Below are 19,685 nucleotides of genomic sequence, written 5' to 3' on the forward strand. Positions count from 1 at the left end.
GCGGCAGTGAAGAATTCACGACTTGCGCGCGAGCTTGAGCAGCGCGTCCGTGACGCCCTCGGGGTCGACGAGCTGGTGCAGGTGCTGACCGGGCACGCGGCTCACGGGCCAGCCCCGCCGCGCGGCCTCCTCGGCGACCTTCTCGTACGGCGGCCCGAACCACAGGCACGAGCACCTGACCTCGTCCCACCCGGCGGGCACCGGGATGGGCTGCGTGTAGTAGTCGAGCGGCAGCCGCGGCTGCTCCGCCGCCACCCTGATGCGCACGGCGGGGTCGGGCAGCATGGCCACCACGTCCTCCTCGTCCCACCAGTCGGTCCAGCGTGGCAGCACGCCGTCGGGTCCGGCCAGGTCGTGCAGGAACGGCAGGAAGCTCTCCTCCGCGACCTTGATCAGCCCTTCGCGCGGGGGGATGTGCGCGTCGGCGAAGACGCACGCCACCACCCGCTCGCCCAGCCCCTCCTTGATCAACGGCAGGAAGAAGCCGGCGTTGCTGTGCGCGACCAGCACGACGGGCGTGTCGGGCGTGACCGAGCGCACCGCCTCGACCACCCGCGGCCAGTACGGCGCGCCGCCCGTCGCCACGCCGGTCAGGTCGGGCACCACGGTCGCGTGTCCGCGGCGTTCCAGCGACTCGGCCACGGGAGCCCAGGTCGAAGGCCCGACGGAAGGGCTGTGCACCAGTACGAAGGTCGTCTGCATAGGCCCACCCTGTCAGACCACCAGGGTGTGCCGGGACACCGGGCGATCGGTGCCGTCGAAGAACGCCCAGGCCGTGGCCAGGTTGTTCACCGCTCGCGAAAGCTCCTCCTCGGGGAACAGGAAGTGCAGGCGCATGCGGTCGGCGTGCCCGCCCAGCGGGTCGAACGACCTGCCCGGCGGCACCGCGACCCCGTGCCTGAGCGCCACCTGGGCGAAGGAGTCCACGTCGCCGCGCGGGATCCGCACCCAGACGGTCTGGCCGCCGAGCGCGGGCTCGAACTTCCACGACGGCAGGCGTTCGCGCAGCTCGGCGCACAGGTGGTCGTGGCGGCGGCGCAACGTGCGCACCCGCTCCGCCCGTACCTCCTCCAGGCGGCGCAGCAGCGCGACGGCGGCCAGCTGGCTGAAGACCTCGCCCCCGAGGTCGAGCGCGGCCCGCAGCCTGGCCAGCCGCGACACCAGCGGCGCCGCCGCGCGGATCCACCCCACCCGCAGCCCGCCCCAGACGAGCTTGCTCAGCGAGGCGACGGTGATGAGGTGCTCCCCCCGCTCGAACGACGCCAGCGGCGGCGGCGTCTCGCCCGTGAAGCAGAGCTCGGCGCACACCTCGTCGTCGATCAGCGGCACGTCGTGCTCGGCGGCCAGCGCGGCCAGCCGCCGGCGGGCCGGGTTGCCCATGACCGCGCCGTCCGGGTTGCGGCTGGTGGGGACGAAGTAGGCCAGCGCGGGGCGTTCGCGCAGGTCCTCCGCCGTCCCCGGACGCACGACGGCGGCGGCGTGCCGGAACACCTCCAGCGCGCCCGGGTACGTCGGCGCCTCGGTCAGCACGGTGTCGCCGGGCGCCACCAGCAGCCCGGTGAGCAGGGTGAGCGCCTGCTGGGCGCCCGTCGTCACCATGATCTCCTCGGCCGTCGTCGGCACGCCGCGGCCGGTGTAGTAGGCGGCCAGCGCGGCCCGCAGGGCCGGGTTGCCCGCGGGCTGGTAGCCCAGGTCGCGGGTGCCGGCCAGCCGCGCGCCCGCCTCCTCGTACGCCTCGAACATCGCCGCCGGCATGTCGTCCGGCGCGGCGCACGTCAGGAGCTGCACGTCGTCCGGCGGGTGCAGGATGTGGAGCAGGAGCGGGTTGGCCACCACGCCGTCGGCGGCCCGCGTCGCGGGCAGCTCGAGCGGGGCCACCCGGGTGCCGCTGCCCTGGCGGCGCACCACGCGGCCCTCCTGCTGCAGCAGGTCGTACGCGGCGACCACGGTGCCGCGGCCCACCGCGAGCCGCCTGGCCAGCACCCGGTCCGGCGGGAGCGCCCGGTCGGGCGGCAGCACGCCGTCGTCGATGAGCGCCCGCAACCGGGCCGCGAGCAGCAGGTAGAGCGGGCCGCGGCCGGACGCCCAGCGGCCAAGGAGATCCACGAGGTCGCCGTCGGCGAGATTGGCCCCATTCATGGACCAATTCTGCCGCATTGGCTCTGACGTCGGACCGTTTTGCGGACGATCCTTGATGCATGACCGATTCTCATTCCTCCGAGCTCCGCCCCGAGACGCGCGCCGTCCACGTGCCGCAGCCCGTCGTCGAAGGCAGCCGGCCGATCACCGTGCCGATCTACCAGACCTCCGGATTCGTCTTCGACGACCCCGCCGTGATGGCCGACGCGATGGGGCGGGCCGACGGGCCGTTCGTGTACGGGCGCTACACCAACCCCACCGTCCGCTCCATGGAGGAGGCCGTCTCCGGGCTGGAGGGCGGGGTGGGGGCCATCGCCACGGGCTCGGGCATGGGCGCGATCAACACCGTCCTGCTCGGCCTGCTCAAGCCCGGCGACCACCTCATCGCGCAGAAGTCCCTGTACGGCGGGACCGCCGCCATGATCAACGACCTGGTGGGCAGGTTCGGGATCACGGTGACGTACGTGCCCGAGAACGACCCCGCCGCCCTGCGCGCCGCCGTCCGCCCGGAGACGCGGCTCGTCTACCTGGAGACGATCAGCAACCCGATGACGCTGGTCGCGGACCTGCCGGGGATGTGCGCGGCGGCCCGCGAGCTGGGAATCGTGTCCGTGGTGGACAACACGTTCGCCACGGCGCTGCTCTGCCGGCCCATCGAGCACGGGGCGGACATCGTCGTACACTCCACCACCAAATACCTGTCCGGGCACACCGATGTGGTGGGCGGGCTCGCCGTCTTCGCCTCCACCGAGCTCTACGAGAAGGTGTGGCACTTCGCGATCGAGCTGGGCGCCTCCGCCGACCCCTTCGCCGCCTGGCTGTCGCTGCGGGGGCTGCAGACGCTCGCGCTGCGCATGGAACGCCACTGCTCCAACACCCGCCTCCTCGCCACCCGCCTGGCCTCCCACCCCGCCGTCACGGCCGTCCACTGGCCGGGGCTGGCCACCCACCCCTCCCACGAACTGGCCGGGAAGCTGCTGTCCGACTTCGGTGGGGTGCTCTCGTTCGACCTCGCCGGCGGGCGGGAGGCGGGGGAGAAGTTCATGAGCTCCGTACGCCTCATGCTCCTCGCCCCGTCGCTGGGCGGCGTGGAGACGCTCGTCATGCACCCGGCGACGACGTCCCACCGCTCGCTCGACGCCGAGGAGCTGGCCCGGCACGGGATCGGCGAGGGCACCGTACGCATCGCCGTGGGCATCGAGCACCCCGAGGACCTGTGGGCCGACGTCTCGCAGGCGCTGGCATAGTGGCCTGTGTGGATTACTCGGATGTGCTGGCGGCGGCCAGTCGTATAGACGGGCTCGTGCTGCGTACGCCGGTGCTGGAGGTCTCGCCCGGCGTCTTCTTCAAGCTGGAGCTGCTGCAGCACTCGGGGTCGTTCAAGGTCCGCGGGGCCTTCAACCGGATGCTGTCGGCGGGCGAGCTGCCGCCCAGCGGGGTGATCGCCGCCAGCGGCGGCAACCACGGGCTGGCCGTCGCCTACGCGGCGCGGGCCCTCGGGGTGCGGGCGGAGATCTTCGTGCCCGAGGTGACGAGCCCGGTGAAGGTCGTCGGGCTCGAGGCCCTCGGGGCCCACATCACGCAGACCGGGGCCATCTACTCGGAGGCCGCCGAGGCCGCCGCCAAGCGGGCCGCGGAGACGGGGGCGTTGGTGGTGCACGCGTACGACCAGGCTGAGGTGGTGGCGGGGCAGGGGACCACGGGGCTGGAGATCGTCGAGCAGACGGGCGGGGTGGACACGGTGGTGGTCGCCGTCGGCGGGGGCGGCTTCGCCGCCGGCATCACCCTCGGCACCTCCACCCCCACCCCGGCACCCGGCTCCACCTCGGCAGCCGGCTCTGCCCCGGCACCCGGCTCCGCATCGGGGGGTGGGTCCGGGCCACGGATCATCGCGGTCGAGCCCGAGCGGATCCCGACCCTCCACGAGGCACTGCGAGCGGGACACCCGGTGCCCGTCGAGGTGAGCGGGGTGGCCGCCGACGCGCTGGGCGCCACCAAGATCGGCGCCATCGCGTTCGAGATCCTCTCCTCACCTCGGGTGGAGAGCGTGCTGGTGACCGATGAGGCGATCGTGGAGGCCCGGCGTACCCTCTGGGCGCGTCACCGGGTGGCGACCGAGCCCGCGGGCGCGACGGCGTACGCCGCACTGCTGGCGGGCGCGTACACCCCGGCTCCGGGGGAGCGGGTGGCGGTGGTGCTGTGCGGCTCCAACACCGACCCCAGCACCCTCACCACTCCCTGACCACCTGCCACCCCGTGCCCAGCGACGGACGAGGCGTCACCTCACCCCGCGCACGGGCTCCGTCGCCTGGCACGTGCACTTCCGCAGCGCGGATCCGGACCCACGGACCGGACTCCGCGCTCACGAAATCGCAGCCCCAGCCCGCACCCCAGCCCGCACCCCAGCCCGCACCCCAGCCCGCACCCCAGCCCGCACCCCAGCCCGCACCCCAGCCCGCACCCCAGCCCGCAACCCCAGCCCGGAGCCCGGCCTCCAACGCCCCAGACGCCCGTCTTGGACGCGCAGCACGGGCGCCCGGCCTGGCCGTGGGTTCCTGACCCCGCTGTCCGCCCTCCAACGCCTGGTCCTGGACGCCTGCACTGGAATACCCGGCCATGGACGCCCGGTCCAACGGTCAGGTGGCTGTACCGCCGTCAGGTGGCCGTACCGCCGTAAGGGGCCCGTTGCGTCGCGTACCGGGGGCGTGCTGTCGGCCGCTGTCAGTTGTACGTGTGCTCAGCAGCCGGGAAAGCGCCCGCGGTCACGTCGGCGGCGAAGGCGCGGACGGCGCGATCCATCTCGGCGCCCAGGTCCGCGTAGCGCTTGACGAACCGGGCGGGACGCGGCGTGAGCCCCATCAGGTCCTGCCACACCAGAACCTGCGCGTCCGTCCCGGCACCCGCGCCGATGCCGATGGTGGGGATCGTCAGCGACGCCGTCACCCGCTCCGCCAGATCCGCCGGCACGCACTCGAGCACCACCGAGAACGCGCCCGCCCGTTCCAGGTCCTTGGCGTCCGCCATGAGCTCGTCGCCCGACTGGCCGCGTCCCTGGACGCGGTAGCCGCCCAGGACGTTGACCGACTGCGGGGTCAGCCCGAGGTGCGCCATGACCGGGACGCCGGCCGAGACCAGCGCCTCCACCTGAGGGACGACCCGGCGGCCGCCCTCCAGCTTGACGGCGTGCGCCCCGGCCTCCTTCATGAAGCGCGCGGCCGACTCCAGCGCCTGCTGGGGCGAGGCCTGGTACGACCCGAACGGCAGATCCGCGACCACCAGCGCCCGGGACGAGCCGCGCACGACGGCCGCCGTCAGGGGCAGGAGATCGTCGACCGTGACGGGCAGCGTGGAGTCGTACCCGTAGACGACCATGGCCGCCGAGTCGCCCACCAGCAGAACGGGGATGCCCGCGTCGTCGAAGACCCTGGCCGTCATCGCGTCGTAGGCGGTGACCATGGGCCACCGCTCTCCGCGCTCCTTGGCGGCGGCGAGGTCGCGAACGGTGACCCGGCGCCCGGAAACGCCCCCGTACAGCGTGGTTGAAGAGGACATGTGTGAACCCTCCAGAAACGTCTCGAGGCGCCCCAGTGGCGTCCCCGGACTCCCTCCGATGATGGCACGCGCTGTCACGTGCCGAAAAACCTGTGGCGAAACTGTCGGTGCCTCTTGCCAGAATCAGCGCGGAGGTTGAAACTACATGGCTCTCGCCCCTTACCGACGACTGCTCAAGATCCCGGGCGTCCCCGCGTTGCTGCTGATGGGGCTGCTGGCGCGGGTTCCGTCCACGGCCATGGGCATGACGCTCACCCTGCACGTCGCCGTGGCGCTCGACCTGGGATATGGCAAGGCGGGGCTGGTCACCATGGCCAACACCATCGGCATGGCGATCGGCTCGCCGTTGGCGGGGAGGTTCGTCGACAGGCACGGCCTACGTCCGGTGGTCATGGTGACGACCGTGGCGCAGGCGGTGTTCTGGTCGTGCGCGTGGGCGCTGCCGTTCCCGGCCCTGATCGGGACGGCGGCGGTGGCGGGGCTGCTGGCGTTGCCGGTGTTCAGCGTGACCAGGCAGTGCCTGGCCGCCATGGTGCCGGTCGCCCAGCGGCGCAGCGCGTTCGCGCTCGACTCGATGCTGGTCGAGCTGGCGTACATGGCCGGTCCCGCTCTCGCGGTGGCCGGGCTGACGATGCTGGGCAGCGCGGTGACGATGACGACCATCGCGGTCGCCACGGCGGCGGCGGGCCTGGGCATGATCGTGCTCAACCCGCCCACCCGATCGCCCGACGAGCTCGAGGAGCAGTCGGTCAAGGTGCCCAGGCGGCAGTGGCTGACGCCCGGGTTCGTGGCGCTGCTCGGGACGGCGGCGGCGGCCACGTTCGTGCTCACGGCCACGGAGCTGTCCCTGATCGCGACCATGAACAACGCCGGCCAGACCCAGTGGGTCGGCCTCGCCGTCGCCATCTGGTGCGTCTACTCCCTCGTCGGCGGCTTCGTGTACGGCGGGCTGTCGCGTGGCTTCTCGCCCTTGGTGCTCATCGCCTTCATGGGCCTGCTCACGATCCCGGTCAGTCTGGTGAGCGGCTGGCAATGGCTGGTCGTGATGCTCCTCCCGGCAGGCCTCCTCTGCGCGCCGTCACTGGCGTCCACGGTCGACGTGCTTTCCCGGTGGGTGCCCTCCGCCGCGCGGGGCGAGGCGATGGGCTTCCACGGCACGGCCCTGCTGATCGGCGGCGCCAGCTCGGCCCCCATCGCGGGAGCCGTGATCGATTCGAGCGGGCCGACGTGGGCGTTCGTGCTCGCGGGCCTGGTGGGAGTGGCCATGGTGCTCGCCGCCGCCCCCTTCTGGCCCCGCCGCCCCGCCCAGCCCGTCCCAACCCTGCCGGCCCCGACCCCGTCGCCACCCGCCGAGCCCACTCCGACCCCGGCCGAGGCCCATGAATCGGTGACCAGCAAGCCGCCTCCCCTTGTTGACCGGTGACCTCCCCAGCCGGCGACCGGTGGACCCGAGGTCGGTGAGCCGCAGGGTGGTGCTCGCGGGGTGCGCGTCGGTGCGGCGGGTCGGCGGTTCTGCGGTGGCCTGGGCGCACGGCGTCAGTTGCTCATGCGCCTGACCCCTCACGGTGAGAGAGGGGACTGCCGTCTCGGCGATGGGCGGGCACCTTCGGGGTGAGGTGGGTGGTTGTCGTGGCCGGGTGGTGCAGCGAGAGATCGGCCTGGCCGACTGGGTCGATCCCGAGGGCGGCGCGCTGCTTGGGCGGGCGTCTACGGGGGCAGGGCGGCCTGATTGCTTGGGCCGGGGGCATCTACGGGGCAGGGCCGCGTGACCCTTGGGCGGGCGTCTATGGAGGCGGGGCGGCGTGCTGATCGGGAGGGTGTCTACCGGCGGGTGTGGGGCGAGGCCGTGCGGCTGTGGTGATCCGCGCGTGATTGGCCGGGGTGGCCGATGGAGGGCGAGCCGGCCGAGGAGGTGACCGGACGGCGTGCGCGGACGGCGTACGCGCCTCTCTCGGTAGCGCCTCCCGCCTTGGGGCAGGAGGGCGGACGGGCCTGAGATGGCTGGTCGAAGGGGTGTTGGGGAGAGTTAACCCAGGGTTTACGAAACGAGACCGTTGCGTATCGGAATAACTTGCGATACGGTGTCGTTGCGAAACTCGTACGTATCGAAATTGGGGGCTCTTCGTGAAAGACGTAGTAGTGGACCCGAACGCGGGCCATCCACGCCGATGGGGGATCCTCGGCGTGCTGGTGTTCAGCCTGCTGGCCGTCGTGCTGGACAACACCATCCTCAACGTGGCGATGAAGACCATCGCCGACAAGACGGTCGGTCTGGGTGCGACGCAGAGCGAGCTGGAGTGGGCGATCAACTCCTACACGCTGGTGTTCGCCGGATTGCTGTTCACGTTCGGGGTGATCGGGGACCGAACAGGGCGCAAGCGGATGTTGTTCATCGGCATGGCGCTGTTCGGACTGGCCTCGCTCGCCAGCGCCTACTCGCAGGATCCGATGCAGTTGATCCTGGCGAGGGCGGCGATGGGCATCGGCGGGGCGGCGATCATGCCGGCGACGCTGGCGATCATCTCCAACGTCTTCCCGCCCGGTGAGCGGGGCAAGGCGATCGGCGTGTGGGCCGGCGGCGTGGGGCTCGCGGTGGCGATCGGGCCGATCACGGGCGGGCTGCTGATCCAGCACTTCTGGTGGGGCTCGGTCTTCCTGATCAACGTGCCGATCGTGATCATCGCCATGATCCTCATCGCGACCCTCGTACCGGAGTCGCGTGACCCGAAGCCGTCCAAGCTGGACCCGGTCGGTGTGCTGCTGTCGATCATCGGGTTGGTGGCCGTGGTGTACGGCATCATCCGCGGCGGCGGCCTCGGCACGGTTCTCAGCGCGGAGGTCCTGGTGCCGACTCTGTTCGGGATAGTGGTGCTCGGCGCGTTCGTGTGGTGGGAGCGGCGCATCGACCACCCCATCTTCGACGTCCGCAACTTCGGCAACGTCCGCTTCAGCTCGGCCATCGGCATGATGGGCATCGTCTTCTTCGCGATGATGGGCGGGATGTTCTTCCTGACCTTCTACCTGCAGACCGTGCTGGCCTTCTCGCCGGTGCAGGCGGGGGCGCTGATGATCCCGTTCGCCGCCGCGCAGCTCATCTTCGCGCCGCTCAGCCAGCGGGTGAACGAGCGGTTCGGCGCCAAGCTGTCGGCCACCGTGAGCATGATCGTGGTGACGGCGGCCCTGGCCAGCTACGCGCTCATGGACCAGGACACGCCGATCCTGCTGATCGAGATCATCTTCTTCGTCCAGGGCGCCGCGATGGCGAACATCATGCCGCCCGCGACGACCGCCATCATGGAGTCGCTGCCCAGGGAGAAGGCCGGCGTCGGCTCGGCCATGAGCAACACCGTCCGCCAGGTCGCCGGCGCGCTCGGCGTGGCCGTGCTCGGCTCGGTGCTGTCGTCCAACTACCGCGGCGAGATCACACCCTCGCTGGCCGGCCTGCCCGCCGACGTCCAGCACACCGCGGGCGAGTCGATCGTGCAGACCATGGGCGTCGCCCAGGCGCTCGGCGAGAGGGGCCAGGCGCTGATCAAGCCCGCGTTCGCCGCGTTCGTCGACGGCATGCACGTCACGGCGCTGGTGTCGGCGTTGATCGCGCTGGCCGGCGTCGCGGTGGTGGCAAAGTGGATGCCGGGCAAGGCGCGCCCGGTCACACAGGCGGAACAGAAGGCGCCAGCTGTAGTGTGAGGCAGCGATGACGATCCAGGAATCAGGGACCGCCCGTCCGGCGGGGCGTCCGCGTAGCGAGAAGGCCGAGAAGGCGATCATCGAGGCCACCCTCGATCTGATCGGCGAGGGCATGGGCGTCTCCGATCTGTCCATCGAGGCCATCGCGTCGAGGGCGGGCGTCGGCAAGACGACGATCTATCGGCGCTGGTCCAACAAGGAGGACCTGGTCGTCGACGCCCTCGCCACGCTCAAGGCCCCGGTGCCGTCGCTCACCGGCACGTCGGTGCGCGACGACCTGATCTCCCTGCTCGAGGCGATGCGCAGCGAGTCGGGCGTGGCCCGCAACCGCTGCGTGATGAAGATCGCGATGAGCGAGGCCGATCGGTATCCGCAGTTGATGGACCGGTTCGTCAAGCGGGCCATCGAGCCTCGCAGGCAGGCGATGCGCGCGGTGATCGAGCGCGGCATCGCCAACGGCGAGCTCCGCGCCGACCTGGACGTCTCCATGGGCATGGCCGTTCTCAGCGGCACCATGCTCTGGTTCACCAAGTGGGGTCCGGACGGTGACCTCGCCCCGGATCTCGCCGAACGTGTCGTGGACGCGGCTCTGGCGGGAATGGCCCCCTGACGGCCGACGCTTGAGCACCGTGTGGTCCGTTGCCCTCTGAGCCGGTGTCTCAGGTTGCGAGCGATGGTGTGAGCGGGCGGCGCCGCTGCCTTCGGAGGTATCGGGCTCGGGGATGATGACTCCCGGCGGGGGCGTGTTAGCGCCGCCCCCGCCGGGCCTTGCCTCAGCCGGGCTCGGTGGCGGCGAAGGCCCGTAGATCGTTCTGGCCTAGGCAGAACGTGAGCATTGTTCTAATCTCGCGGCCATGCCCCCCATGCGAAAAATCGCGACAATCGTCGTGCTCACGTCAGGCCTGATGTTATCCGGCGGCACCGCTTTCGCCCATGAGGAGCGTCCGGTGACGCTGCCTGATGGTACGGGGACGGTGCCGGTGTTGCGGTCCGGGGAGCCGGACCTGCTGGTGTGCAAGACGGATAAAGCCGACTTTGAGCGTCGAATTGCGAAATTTCCGTGGGAGCTCAAAGCCCGCAACCTCGACCTTTTCGCGAAATGTCAGCAAAAAGGGGTCAGGCACCTCCAGGAAGCCGTCGACCAGGTCGACCGCCCCGGAATGACGATCGCCATTCTCCCCGGACTCTACCGCGAGGAACCCAGCCGGCCCGCCCCCACCGGCGCCTGCGCCCAGCTCCCCGCCCGCTGGTCCACGTGGGGCTACCAGATCCTCTCCTTCGAACAGCAACAGCAGTGCCCCCACAACCAGAACCTCGTCGCCATCCTCGGCAAGAAGGACCTGCAGATCGAGGGCACCGGCGCCGGCCCGCTCGACGTCGTGATCGACGCGGAGTACCGCAAGCTCAACGCCGTCCGCGCCGACCGTACCGACGGCATCTACTTCCGGAACTTCACCGCCCAGCGCACCACGTTCAACTCCCTGTACGTGCTCGAAACCGACGGTTTCGTCATCGACCGCGTCCTCACCCGCTGGAACGACGAGTACGGCTTCCTCACCTTCGCCGGCGACCACGGCCTCTACACCGACTGCGAGGCGTACGGGAACGGCGACGGCGGCCTCTACCCGGGCAGCGCCTCCAACCTCAACGACGGCCGCGGCCACGACGTCCCCAGGTACGCCATCGAGATCCGCCGCTGCAAGAGCCACGACAACGCGCTCGGCTACTCGGGCACCGCGGGCGACTCGATGTGGGTGCACGACAACGAGTTCTACGACAACATGGTCGGCGCCACGATGGACAGCCTCTGGCCCTCGCACCCCGGACTGCCGCAGAACCACGCCAAGTTCGAGAACAACAAGATCTACGACAACAACCGGGACTACTACCGCTACACCCGCGACGGCACCTGCGCCAAGCCCCCGGCCGAGCGCGGCTACGAGCGGGGCGTGGTGTGCTCGCAGGTGGGCGTGCCCCCGGGGACCGGCATCCTGGTCGCGGGCGGCAACTACAACATCTTCAGGAACAACCTCATGTGGGGCCACCGGCGGGCGGCCTTCCACCTGTTCGGGGTGCCCGCGTTCATCAGGGGCGAGAACGACCTGGCCAAGCAGGCCGACACCTCCGACTACAACCGCTACGAGCGCAACGTGTTCGGCATGAGCCCGGCGGGTGAGCGGCGGCCGAACGGGCTGGACGTGTGGTGGGACGGGCAGGGCACCGGCAACTGCTGGCAGGGCGACACGGGCGCGTCCTCGCCCGCCGTCCTGCCGGTGTGCGCCGCCACGGCGCCCGCGCTGTCGGGCGGCGCGAACCGCCTGCTGGCCGAACCCGTGAAACTGATCAAGCTGTACCTGTGCGCCGACTTCAGCGCCTCGCAGGCCCGCCTGCCGGCCGGGTGCGACTGGTTCGGCGCGTCGGGGCTCGGCAAGGTGGAGGCGCAACTCGCCCTCGGCGGCTCGGCGGTGCTCGGGCTGCTGCTGGGGCTGTTCTGGTGGCGTTCGCGGCGGGGCGCGCGCCGGCACGAAGGCGGCGACGGCCCGTCCGGGAACGGCGTGGCGCCCGCGGCGACGGCCATCGTCCGGCGCCGGCACCGGCTGATCGTGGCCGGGAGCATCGCGGGGGCCGCCGGGCTCGTGCTGGACGTGGTGGCGGCGGCCGTGGACAGCACGGCGCAGGCCGGGGTCGCGCTGCTGCTCATGGGGACGTGGTGGCTCTGCCTGGGCGCGGCGTCGCGGGGCAGGCGGCCGGCGTTCGGCCTGTTCACGATCGTGGTGGGGCTGCTGGCCTGCGCCGACGCCTTCGACCGGCTGGTGTACCTGATCCCCGTCGTCCCGCTGGGACCGGGATGGATCCGGGGGCTGCTGACCGGGCTCTGGGTGCTCTGCGCGGTCGTGGTGCTGGCGCCGCGGCGCAAGGGCGGCGTGCGGAAGACGCCCGCCGAGGCCGAGGTGGGCGCGTGAGAGAGTTCGTCCGGGTGGCCGGGTGCGTGCTGGCGTGCGGGCTCGTCACGGCGTGCGGGACGCTGTCGGAGACCCACCACAATCCGGGCAACAGCCACGAGGTGGCCACGGCGGCACCGAGCGGGCAGGCGGACGCCGTGATCACGATCGCCCGCGGCCAGGTGAGCCCGCCGCCGGGCTGGCTGGAGGTGGCCAAGGGACGGCAGGTCAGCATCACGGTGACCAGCGACGTGGCCGACGAGCTGCACGTGCACGGCTACGACATCGAGGCCGAGCTGCGGCCGGGGGTGCCCGCGACCGTGCGCTTCACGGCGGGCCTGACCGGGGTGTTCGAGGTGGAGACCCACAGGAGCAAACTGGTCCTCACGCAACTGGCGGTCCGGTGACGGCGGGGGTGCTCGCCCACGGGATCGGTACGCGCGGCGACCTGCCGATCCCGCTCTTCTACGCCTACGCGGGCGCCTTCGCGGCGCTCGTCGTCTCGTTCCTGGCGCTCGGGCTGCTCTGGGCCGACTCCCGCTTCCGCGGCGACCGGGCGGGGCTGGTGATCCCGTTGCGCCTGCCCGGCCGCCCGGCGCGCGTGCTGGCCCTCCTCGTCGCCGTCTACGCGATCGGCTGGCTCGCGGCCGGCTCCGAGGACGGGAACGCGGGCCCGTACCTGGTGTATGTGCTCTTCTGGGTGGGCCTGGTCCCGGCGTCGCTGCTGTTCGGGCCGGTGTGGCGGGCGCTGAGCCCGTTCCGGCTGCTGCCCGACCGGCCCCGGCGCCCGCTCCCGCCCAGGCTCGGCTACCGGCCCGCCGCCGCGGGCCTGCTCGCGTTCACCTGGACGGAGCTGGTCGCCCCCGAGCCCGCGGCCCCGCTCACCCTGCTGACCTTCTTCGCCCTGTACGCGGCCACCCAGCTCGCGGGCACCCTCGTGTACGGCCACGCCTGGCTGGAACGCGGCGACCCGTTCGAGGTGTACTCGACCCTGATCGGCCACCTGTCACCCTTCGGCAGAAGGGCGAACGGCGATCGCGTCCTGCGCAGCCCCTTCGACGGCCTCGACGCCATCCAGCCCGCCCCCGGCCTGGTCGCCACGGTCTGCGTCCTGCTCGGCGGCACCGCGTACGACGGCTTCTCCGGCACCCCCGCCTGGGTGAACGCCCTGCAGTCGGGCCCGCTCGGCCGCATCGGGCTGGGCACGCTCGGCCTGCTGACGGCCGTCGCGGGGGTGACCCTCCTGTACGCCGCCTGCCTTGGCGCGGCCGGACTGATCGGCGGCACCAGGGGGCTGACCGCCCGCTTCGCCCACTCGCTGGTGCCGATCGCCACCGGCTATCTCATCGCCCATTACTTCTCCCTGCTGGTCATCGAGGGCCGGCACGGACTCCTCCTGGCTCTCGGCGTGGCCGCCCGGCCCGACCCGAACGCCGTCGAACCCGCCACGATCGCCACCGTCCAGGTGCTGGCCATCGTGATCGGCCACGTGGTGGGGGTGGTGGCCGCCCACGACCGCTCGGTCCGCCTCCTGCCGCCCGGTCGCGCGGTCGCGGGCCAGATCCCGCTGTTCGTCCTCATGGTCTGCTACACGATCGGCGGCCTGACGCTGCTGCTGTGAGCGGAACGGGCACGACTTCCGGTGGAGATCCGGGGCGGCGGGGTTCAGCCTCTGGTCGGTCGTCCGCCGCAGGCCCCTCTTCTAGCGTCGAAGACATGATCGAGGTACGGGAGCTCACCAAGCGGTACGGCGGCGTGACCGCCGTACGCGATCTGTCCTTCACGGCGCCCGCGCGTCCGCCGGCAGATCGCCCCGAGGACGCAGGCGGTCCAGGCCGGGCAGGTGCCGCCACAGGCCGTCGGTGCACAGCAGCAGGCGGCCCGGCCCCCGGGGACGGTAGCTGCGGACGCGCGGGTACGGCTCGCCGGCGTCGGCGCCCAGCCAGGCTGAGAGCGCTTCGTGGGCGCCCGTGTCGTCCTCGGTCAGCGCCAGGCCGGCGCGGCGTGCGCCGGCTCGGCGAGGGCGGCGACCGCCCGGCCCGCGCGGATCGCCGCGTCGGCGAGCGCGGTTTCCGGCGGCGCGCCCGCCCGCAGCCGCGCCGCCAGGATGGACGCGCCCGTGTCGGCCGCGATCCGGGCGGCGCCATCCGATCGGGGCGACATGGACATGCCGTCGCACACCACGCCGATCGTCCGCGCGCCGTCCCCGGCCGGCGCCATCGCGTCGGCGTTGACGCCGCGCCGTAGCCCGCGGTCGCTGACTCCCGCCGCGCCGCCTGTCGTGATCTCCACATGTGAGCGGAAGGCCGGTGGGGCCTGGCCGCGGTCCCAGCAGTGGCCGTCCGGGGCCACGGTGCCGCCGCCGCAGAGGGCGCAGCGTGTCGTCATCTCTCCTCGATCGTGGCAGAGCGCGGCGATCCGGGCGCTGTAGCTTGGGGCGCACCGGGAGGGGGACTGGCGATGGCGGGCGAGGTGATGGCGGGCGAGGTGATGGCGGGCGAGGTGATGGCGGGCGAGGAGACGGCGACGGAAGCGACGGCGACGGAAGCGACGGCGGCGGAAGCGACGGCGGCGGAGCTGCTGGCCGCGGCGCGGGGTGGGGACGAGCTGGCGTTCGGGCGGCTGGTCGGGCCGCTGCGGGACGAGCTGCGGGCCCACTGTTACCGGATGCTGGGATCCGTCCACGACGCCGAGGACGCCGTGCAGGACACGCTGGACCGGGCGTGGCGGAACCTGGCGCGGTTCGAGGACCGCGGGTCGATCAGACCGTGGCTGTACAAGATCGCGACGAACAGGTCGCTGACGCTCATCGAACGCCGGGGCCGCCGCGAGCTGCCCGCCGACCTCGACCCGGCCGGCGGCGAGGTGGCGTGGCTCGAGCCGTACCCGGACAGCCTGATGGCCTGGACGGCGGGGCTGGGCCCCGAGGCGCGGGTGGTGGCCAGGGAGAGCGTGGAGCTGGCGTTCGTGGCGGCGCTGCAGCACCTGTCGGCCGTGCAGCGGGCCGTGCTGCTGCTGCGCGACGTCCTCGGGTACGCCGCCCGCGAGGTCGCCGAACTGCTGGACACCACGGTCGCGGCGGTCAACAGCGCGCTCCAGCGGGCCAGGAGGAACCTCGCCGAGCTGCTTCCCCCGAGCACCCAGCGGCAGACCCTCGGCGAGCTGGGCGAGGCGGGGAGCCGGGAGCTGGCCCGCAGGTACGCGGCCGCCTGGGAGGCCGGGGACGTGGACGCCATCGTGGCCATGCTGGCCGAGGACGCGAAATACTCGATGCCGCCGCTGGCGGCCTGGTTCGAGGGGCGCGACCGCATCCGCGGTTTCCTGCTCGACGGGCCGCTCAAGGAGCGCTGGCGGATGCTGCCCGCGCGGGCCAACGGTCAGCTGGCCTTCGGCACGTACATGTGGGACGAGAAGCGGGCGGCCTACCTTCCGGCCGGGCTGGACCTGCTGGCGGTGCGGGGCGGCCAGGTGGCGGAGGTGGTGTCGTTCCTGGAGGCCGGTTTCGCCGATTTCGGCCTTCCCGAGGACGTGCGATGAGTTTCGGGATCCGCCCGGGTTGTACGTCCGGAACGAAGGCATCGGCCCGGAAGGAACCCACCCATGGCCACGAACGAAGACCAGATCCGCGACCTCGTCCTGCGCTGGACCGAGGCGGTGCACCGCGGCGACCTGGAGACGGTCCTCGCGGACCACGCGGCGGACATCGTGATGTTCGACGTGCCGGAGGACGTTCGCGGCATCGAGGCGTACGAGAAGGCCTGGCCGCCGTTCTTCGAGTGGCAGGCGCAGGGGGCGGCGTTCGAGGTCGAGTCGCTGGACGTCGTCGCCGGTGACGGCGTCGCCTTCGCGTACGCGCTGCTGCGATGCGGCATGCCCGCCGACGACCGGCGGCTGCGGCTGACGCTCGGCCTGCGCGAGGAGGGCGGCCGGTGGGTCGTCGCGCACGAGCACCACTCGTTCCCGATCGCCGACGACGGGGCCGCCGTGCGGGAGGTGCGCGGGGTGCACGAGCGGTGGTACGCGGGCACCGCGGCCAAGGACCTGGACGGCATGATGGCGGCCATCGCCGACGACGTCGTGTCGTACGAGCACGACGCGCCGCTCGAGTACGTGGGCGTCGAGGCGGTGCGGGAGGTCTGCGCGCGCGGCCTCGACGAGGGACCCGACGTCCGTTTCGACATGCCGGAACTGAAGGTCATGGCCAGGGAGGACCTCGCGGTCGCGTGGGGGCTGAACCGGGTCCGCGTGGGCGGGGACGCCGAGACGTGGTCGCGGGGGACGCGGGTGTTCGAGCGGCGCAACGGCTCGTGGGTGATGATCCACCAGCACGTCTCCTACCCGTACGACCCGGCCACGGGCGAGGTGCGGACCGACCTGCGCCCCGGCCCTGCCCGGCGCTAGGCGGGCGGCTGGACGATGGCGAGCATGGTGTCGAGGGCGCGCTGGGAGGTCTGCAGCCGCTCGATCGTCCCGGCGATGCGCTCGCGCTCTTTCCGCAGGTTGCTCACCATGCCCGGGCACGCCGTCGGCACCATCCCGGCGCCGTCGTCGTGGACGCAGGGCAGCAGGAGGGCGATGACGGTCGTCGGGAGTCCGGCGGCGAGCATCGTACGGATGTGGCGGACCGACGCCACGTCCGGCTCGCCGTACTCGCGGTAGCCGTTGGACAGCCGCACCGGCCGCAGCAGCCCCTGCTCCTCGTAGTAGCGCAGCAGCCGCCTGCTCACCCCGGTGCGGTGGGCCAGCTCTCCGATCTTCATGGGCTCCTTGACCTTCACATCGATGTGACGCCTTAGCTTCCGATCACAACAACGGAAAGGGGCCGATGATGCCTGGAGTTGTGATCATCGGAGCGGGACCGGGGATCGGCCGGTCCGTCGCCCGCCGGTTCGCGCGGGAAGGGCTGCCGGTCGCGCTCGTCTCGCGTACCGGCACGACGCTCGATCTGGACGGGGTGCTCGCGTACAAGGCCGACGGCACCGACGAGGACGGGCTCAGGGCGGCCCTCGACGCGACCGCCGCCGAACTGGGCACGCCGGACGCCGTGATCTACAACGCGGCGCTCATCCGGCCGGACGCGCCGGGCGAGGCGAACGTGCGGGCCCAGCTGGACGCCTGGGCCGTGAACGTGGTGGGGGCGCTCATCGCGGCCGCGCACGTGGCGCCCGCGATGGCCCGGCGCGGCAGCGGGTCCTTCCTCATCACCGGGGGCATGCCCGAGCCCAAGGCCCAGTACGTCAGCCTCTCGCTCGGCAAGGCGGGCGTGCGGACGCTGGCGGCGCTGCTCGACCAGGAATACGGGCCCTCGGGAGTGCACGTGGCCAGCGTCACCGTGGCCGGACCGGTCGCGCCCGGCACGGCCTTCGACCCCGACGACATCGCCGAGCACTACTGGCGCCTGCACACCCAGCCTCGGGAACGGTGGGAACGGGAGGTCCTCCACGACGGCACGGCATCACGTCCGTGAGGCTTTCCAGCCGTGGGACGTGAGCTTCCAGAGCCAGCCGATCGCGTCGAGCCCGAGCCGTGCGGCCACCCGCTGGGAGGAGTGGTTGTCGGCAGCGGTGCTGTAGAACAGGCGGGTGCCCGGCAGCAGGCCGGCCCACGCGGCGGTGGTCGCCGCCGCGTACCCGCGGCCCCGGAAGGCGGGCGACGTCCAGGTGCCCGCCTCGGCCCCCTCGGGGGTCCGCCGGGCGCTGTGGCAGATCGCCGCCACCTGGCCGTCCTCGACGATCATCGCCCAGGGCGCGCCCGCGCCGCCGACGAGGAGCTCGTCCCACTCCCCGGGCATCCAGTTCGGGGGGCGTAGCGGGCGCAGGCGTGCGGCGTGCGACGGGTCGTCCGAGGTGATGACCTCGGCGGGCGCCTCGAACCGGAGCGGCGGGCGCACCAGATAGCACGGCCCTCCGGACACCGCCCGCCCGCCGCCCAGCAGGGCGTCGCACCGCGCCAGGACGTCAGGCGGCTGGCCGGGGGGCGACGGGACGCCTTGGGAGACGAGGTCGAGGAGCCGGGTGGCCACCGAGCCGGGCACGTCGGCGCGGACCGCGGCGGTCATGCCGTCGGCCGCCACACCGATCACCAGCTCCTCCGGCCCCGGCAGGCGGCCCCGGCCGTCGAGGCGCCAGATCACCCCCAGCTCGACGCGGAGCAGGCCGACGGTCACGACTCCACCGGCGTGACTGCGGCCCTTGCCGGGTGCGCCGGCGTGGTAGCGGCGCTCGCCACGTCTACCGGCGTGACTGGGGCGCTCGCCACGTCTACCGGCGTGACTGCGGTGCTTGTCGCGTCCACCAAGGTGAATGCGGCGCTCGCCGCGACCCTGCCGTTGACGATCACGTCGAGCTCTCTGGCGCCCGGCGGCTCGTCGCGGGTGGTGACCGGGCGGAAGGAATGGCTCTTGCGCACGGTGAACGTCGTGCCCGGCCCCGCCACCTCCCGCTGGCCCAGGTGGAACACCCGGCGCGAGCCCGCCCGCCGGATCGCGTACTTGAGCAGCACCGGCCCAGGCGCGCCCGCCGTGACCGTGACGGCGAAGGCCAGCCGTCCGCCGACGGCCACCGTGTCGGACTCGAGGGCCAGCACGTCGACCGCGCCGCTGCCCGGAGTGGCGCCCACCAGCGCCAGCGCCTCTGGGTGGCCGGAGCGCAGCAGCCCGCGCACCGCGTGGCGCAGCACCTTCTCCACGTGCGAGCCGCCGTCGGAACGCCATCGGGCCAGCAGCTCCAGCGCCACCTCCGGATGGTCCTTGGCCAGGTCGTTGACGTGGTTGGCGACCGAGCGGCGGACGTATTCGCTCGGGTCGTCGCGCAGCCGGTCGAGCAGGGGCAGGGTCGGCCCCGGCGCCATCAGCCAGCGCACCCGGGCGCCCCATGGCAGCCGCGGGCGCGATCCCTCCGACGCCAGGCGGCGCAGATGCTCGTCAGGGGACTCCGCCCAGCCGTACATGATCTTGAGCGCGTCGTCGCGGTAGCGCTCCAGATAGGGCCGTACGGCGAACTCACCCGTCGCGTACGGCGTCAGCACGGCCAGCGTGCCCATCCCCGCCTCCAGGTGATCGAGCCCCTGGACGGCCGTGTGATCCGTGGCCGGCCAGCCGCTCCACATGTCCAGCCCGACCCGCGAGGCGCACTCGCGCACGACCTCGGCGGCCTGCGGGTAGGGCAGCGGCAGCGCGTCGTGCAGGGCCGCGGCGACATGCCGGACGCGGTCCTTGAGCTCGAGCCCGTCGAGCCCGGCCAGGGCGCGCTCGATGAAGCCGGCCCGTGGGAACGGCGCCCAGGCGGCGGCCAGCCCGTCGGCCAGCACGGATATGGACTTGGCGTTGATCATGTCCTTGAGCGGTTGAGGCACGCGCCCACT

Annotated in this window: 18 protein-coding genes; 11 read left to right on the plus strand and 7 right to left on the minus strand. The window is 72.4% G+C overall.

All coding sequences use genetic code 11. The features are described from left to right. Positions 1 to 15 precede the first annotated feature (15 nt). Both ACFKCF_RS30260 and ACFKCF_RS30265 read right to left on the minus strand, forming a co-directional pair. A complete protein-coding gene (locus ACFKCF_RS30260) occupies positions 16 to 702 on the minus strand; it encodes an alpha/beta hydrolase (RefSeq protein WP_394498663.1) in 687 nt (228 codons plus the stop codon). Between the two features lie 12 nt (positions 703 to 714). Beyond that, positions 715 to 2,139 (minus strand): PLP-dependent aminotransferase family protein, encoded by a 1,425-nt coding sequence (locus ACFKCF_RS30265; RefSeq protein WP_394498664.1) that lies wholly within the window; start codon positions 2,137 to 2,139, stop codon positions 715 to 717. Between the two features lie 59 nt (positions 2,140 to 2,198). On the opposite strand from ACFKCF_RS30265, the gene ACFKCF_RS30270 reads away from it, so the two are divergent. Further along, the gene (locus ACFKCF_RS30270; protein ID WP_394498665.1) at positions 2,199 to 3,386 is read left to right on the plus strand and encodes a trans-sulfuration enzyme family protein; all 1,188 of its coding nucleotides are present in this window, start codon (positions 2,199 to 2,201) and stop codon (positions 3,384 to 3,386) included. Positions 3,387 to 3,394: 8 nt separating this feature from the next. After that, a complete protein-coding gene (locus ACFKCF_RS30275; RefSeq protein WP_394498666.1) occupies positions 3,395 to 4,381 on the plus strand; it encodes a pyridoxal-phosphate dependent enzyme in 987 nt (328 codons plus the stop codon). A gap of 479 nt (positions 4,382 to 4,860) precedes the next feature. Here the strand turns inward: ACFKCF_RS30275 and panB are convergent, their stop codons facing one another. Beyond that, positions 4,861 to 5,691 carry a 3-methyl-2-oxobutanoate hydroxymethyltransferase gene (panB, locus tag ACFKCF_RS30280; protein ID WP_394498667.1) on the minus strand — a complete coding sequence of 277 codons (831 nt, stop codon included), beginning with the start codon at positions 5,689 to 5,691 and terminating at the stop codon, positions 4,861 to 4,863. Positions 5,692 to 5,836: 145 nt separating this feature from the next. On the opposite strand from panB, the gene ACFKCF_RS30285 reads away from it, so the two are divergent. The 6 genes from ACFKCF_RS30285 (at position 5,837) to ACFKCF_RS30310 (ending at position 13,944) form a co-directional block, all read left to right on the plus strand. Continuing rightward, positions 5,837 to 7,114, plus strand: a complete 1,278-nt coding sequence (locus ACFKCF_RS30285) for an MFS transporter (protein WP_394498668.1) — start codon at positions 5,837 to 5,839, stop codon at positions 7,112 to 7,114. Positions 7,115 to 7,815: 701 nt separating this feature from the next. Next, the gene (locus tag ACFKCF_RS30290) at positions 7,816 to 9,381 is read left to right on the plus strand and encodes an MFS transporter (protein WP_394498669.1); all 1,566 of its coding nucleotides are present in this window, start codon (positions 7,816 to 7,818) and stop codon (positions 9,379 to 9,381) included. Between the two features lie 7 nt (positions 9,382 to 9,388). Beyond that, the gene (locus ACFKCF_RS30295) at positions 9,389 to 9,991 is read left to right on the plus strand and encodes a TetR/AcrR family transcriptional regulator (protein ID WP_394498670.1); all 603 of its coding nucleotides are present in this window, start codon (positions 9,389 to 9,391) and stop codon (positions 9,989 to 9,991) included. Positions 9,992 to 10,328: 337 nt separating this feature from the next. After that, positions 10,329 to 12,344 (plus strand): hypothetical protein, encoded by a 2,016-nt coding sequence (locus ACFKCF_RS30300; protein ID WP_394498671.1) that lies wholly within the window; start codon positions 10,329 to 10,331, stop codon positions 12,342 to 12,344. Beyond that, positions 12,341 to 12,730: a hypothetical protein gene (locus ACFKCF_RS30305; protein WP_394498672.1), complete on the plus strand. Its 390-nt coding sequence runs from the start codon at positions 12,341 to 12,343 to the stop codon at positions 12,728 to 12,730. Before ACFKCF_RS30300 ends, ACFKCF_RS30305 begins: the two co-directional genes overlap by 4 nt. Beyond that, on the plus strand, positions 12,727 to 13,944 hold the full coding sequence (locus tag ACFKCF_RS30310) for a hypothetical protein (protein WP_394498673.1): 1,218 nt from the start codon (positions 12,727 to 12,729) through the stop codon (positions 13,942 to 13,944). Before ACFKCF_RS30305 ends, ACFKCF_RS30310 begins: the two co-directional genes overlap by 4 nt. Before the next feature lie 362 nt (positions 13,945 to 14,306). On the opposite strand, the gene ACFKCF_RS30315 is transcribed toward ACFKCF_RS30310, so the two are convergent. Next, positions 14,307 to 14,711: a hypothetical protein gene (locus ACFKCF_RS30315; RefSeq protein WP_394498674.1), complete on the minus strand. Its 405-nt coding sequence runs from the start codon at positions 14,709 to 14,711 to the stop codon at positions 14,307 to 14,309. Positions 14,712 to 14,783: 72 nt separating this feature from the next. Here ACFKCF_RS30315 and ACFKCF_RS30320 point away from each other — a divergent pair, with 72 nt between their 5' ends. Beyond that, positions 14,784 to 15,860 (plus strand): sigma-70 family RNA polymerase sigma factor, encoded by a 1,077-nt coding sequence (locus ACFKCF_RS30320; protein WP_394498675.1) that lies wholly within the window; start codon positions 14,784 to 14,786, stop codon positions 15,858 to 15,860. 63 nt (positions 15,861 to 15,923) lie between these two features. Beyond that, a complete protein-coding gene (locus ACFKCF_RS30325) occupies positions 15,924 to 16,724 on the plus strand; it encodes a YybH family protein (RefSeq protein WP_394498676.1) in 801 nt (266 codons plus the stop codon). Here the strand turns inward: ACFKCF_RS30325 and ACFKCF_RS30330 are convergent. Further along, positions 16,721 to 17,083, minus strand: coding sequence for a MerR family transcriptional regulator (locus ACFKCF_RS30330; protein ID WP_394498677.1), 363 nt, complete (start codon positions 17,081 to 17,083; stop codon positions 16,721 to 16,723). The two genes, ACFKCF_RS30325 and ACFKCF_RS30330, sit on opposite strands and share 4 nt — an antisense overlap. 68 nt (positions 17,084 to 17,151) lie before the next feature. Here ACFKCF_RS30330 and ACFKCF_RS30335 point away from each other — a divergent pair, with 68 nt between their 5' ends. Beyond that, a complete protein-coding gene (locus ACFKCF_RS30335; RefSeq protein ID WP_394498678.1) occupies positions 17,152 to 17,790 on the plus strand; it encodes an SDR family NAD(P)-dependent oxidoreductase in 639 nt (212 codons plus the stop codon). Here the strand turns inward: ACFKCF_RS30335 and ACFKCF_RS30340 are convergent. Together ACFKCF_RS30340 and ACFKCF_RS30345 are read right to left on the minus strand one after the other, a co-directional pair. After that, entirely contained in the window at positions 17,779 to 18,489 is a 711-nt protein-coding gene (locus ACFKCF_RS30340) for a GNAT family N-acetyltransferase (protein ID WP_394498679.1), read from the minus strand. The genes ACFKCF_RS30335 and ACFKCF_RS30340 overlap by 12 nt on opposite strands. Further along, positions 18,486 to 19,676, minus strand: coding sequence for a DNA alkylation repair protein (locus tag ACFKCF_RS30345; protein WP_394498680.1), 1,191 nt, complete (start codon positions 19,674 to 19,676; stop codon positions 18,486 to 18,488). The genes ACFKCF_RS30340 and ACFKCF_RS30345 overlap by 4 nt, the downstream gene beginning before the upstream one ends. Positions 19,677 to 19,685: the final 9 nt, after the last annotated feature.

This window comes from Nonomuraea sp. JJY05 (assembly GCF_043496855.1).
Classification (GTDB): Bacteria; Actinomycetota; Actinomycetes; order Streptosporangiales; family Streptosporangiaceae; genus Nonomuraea.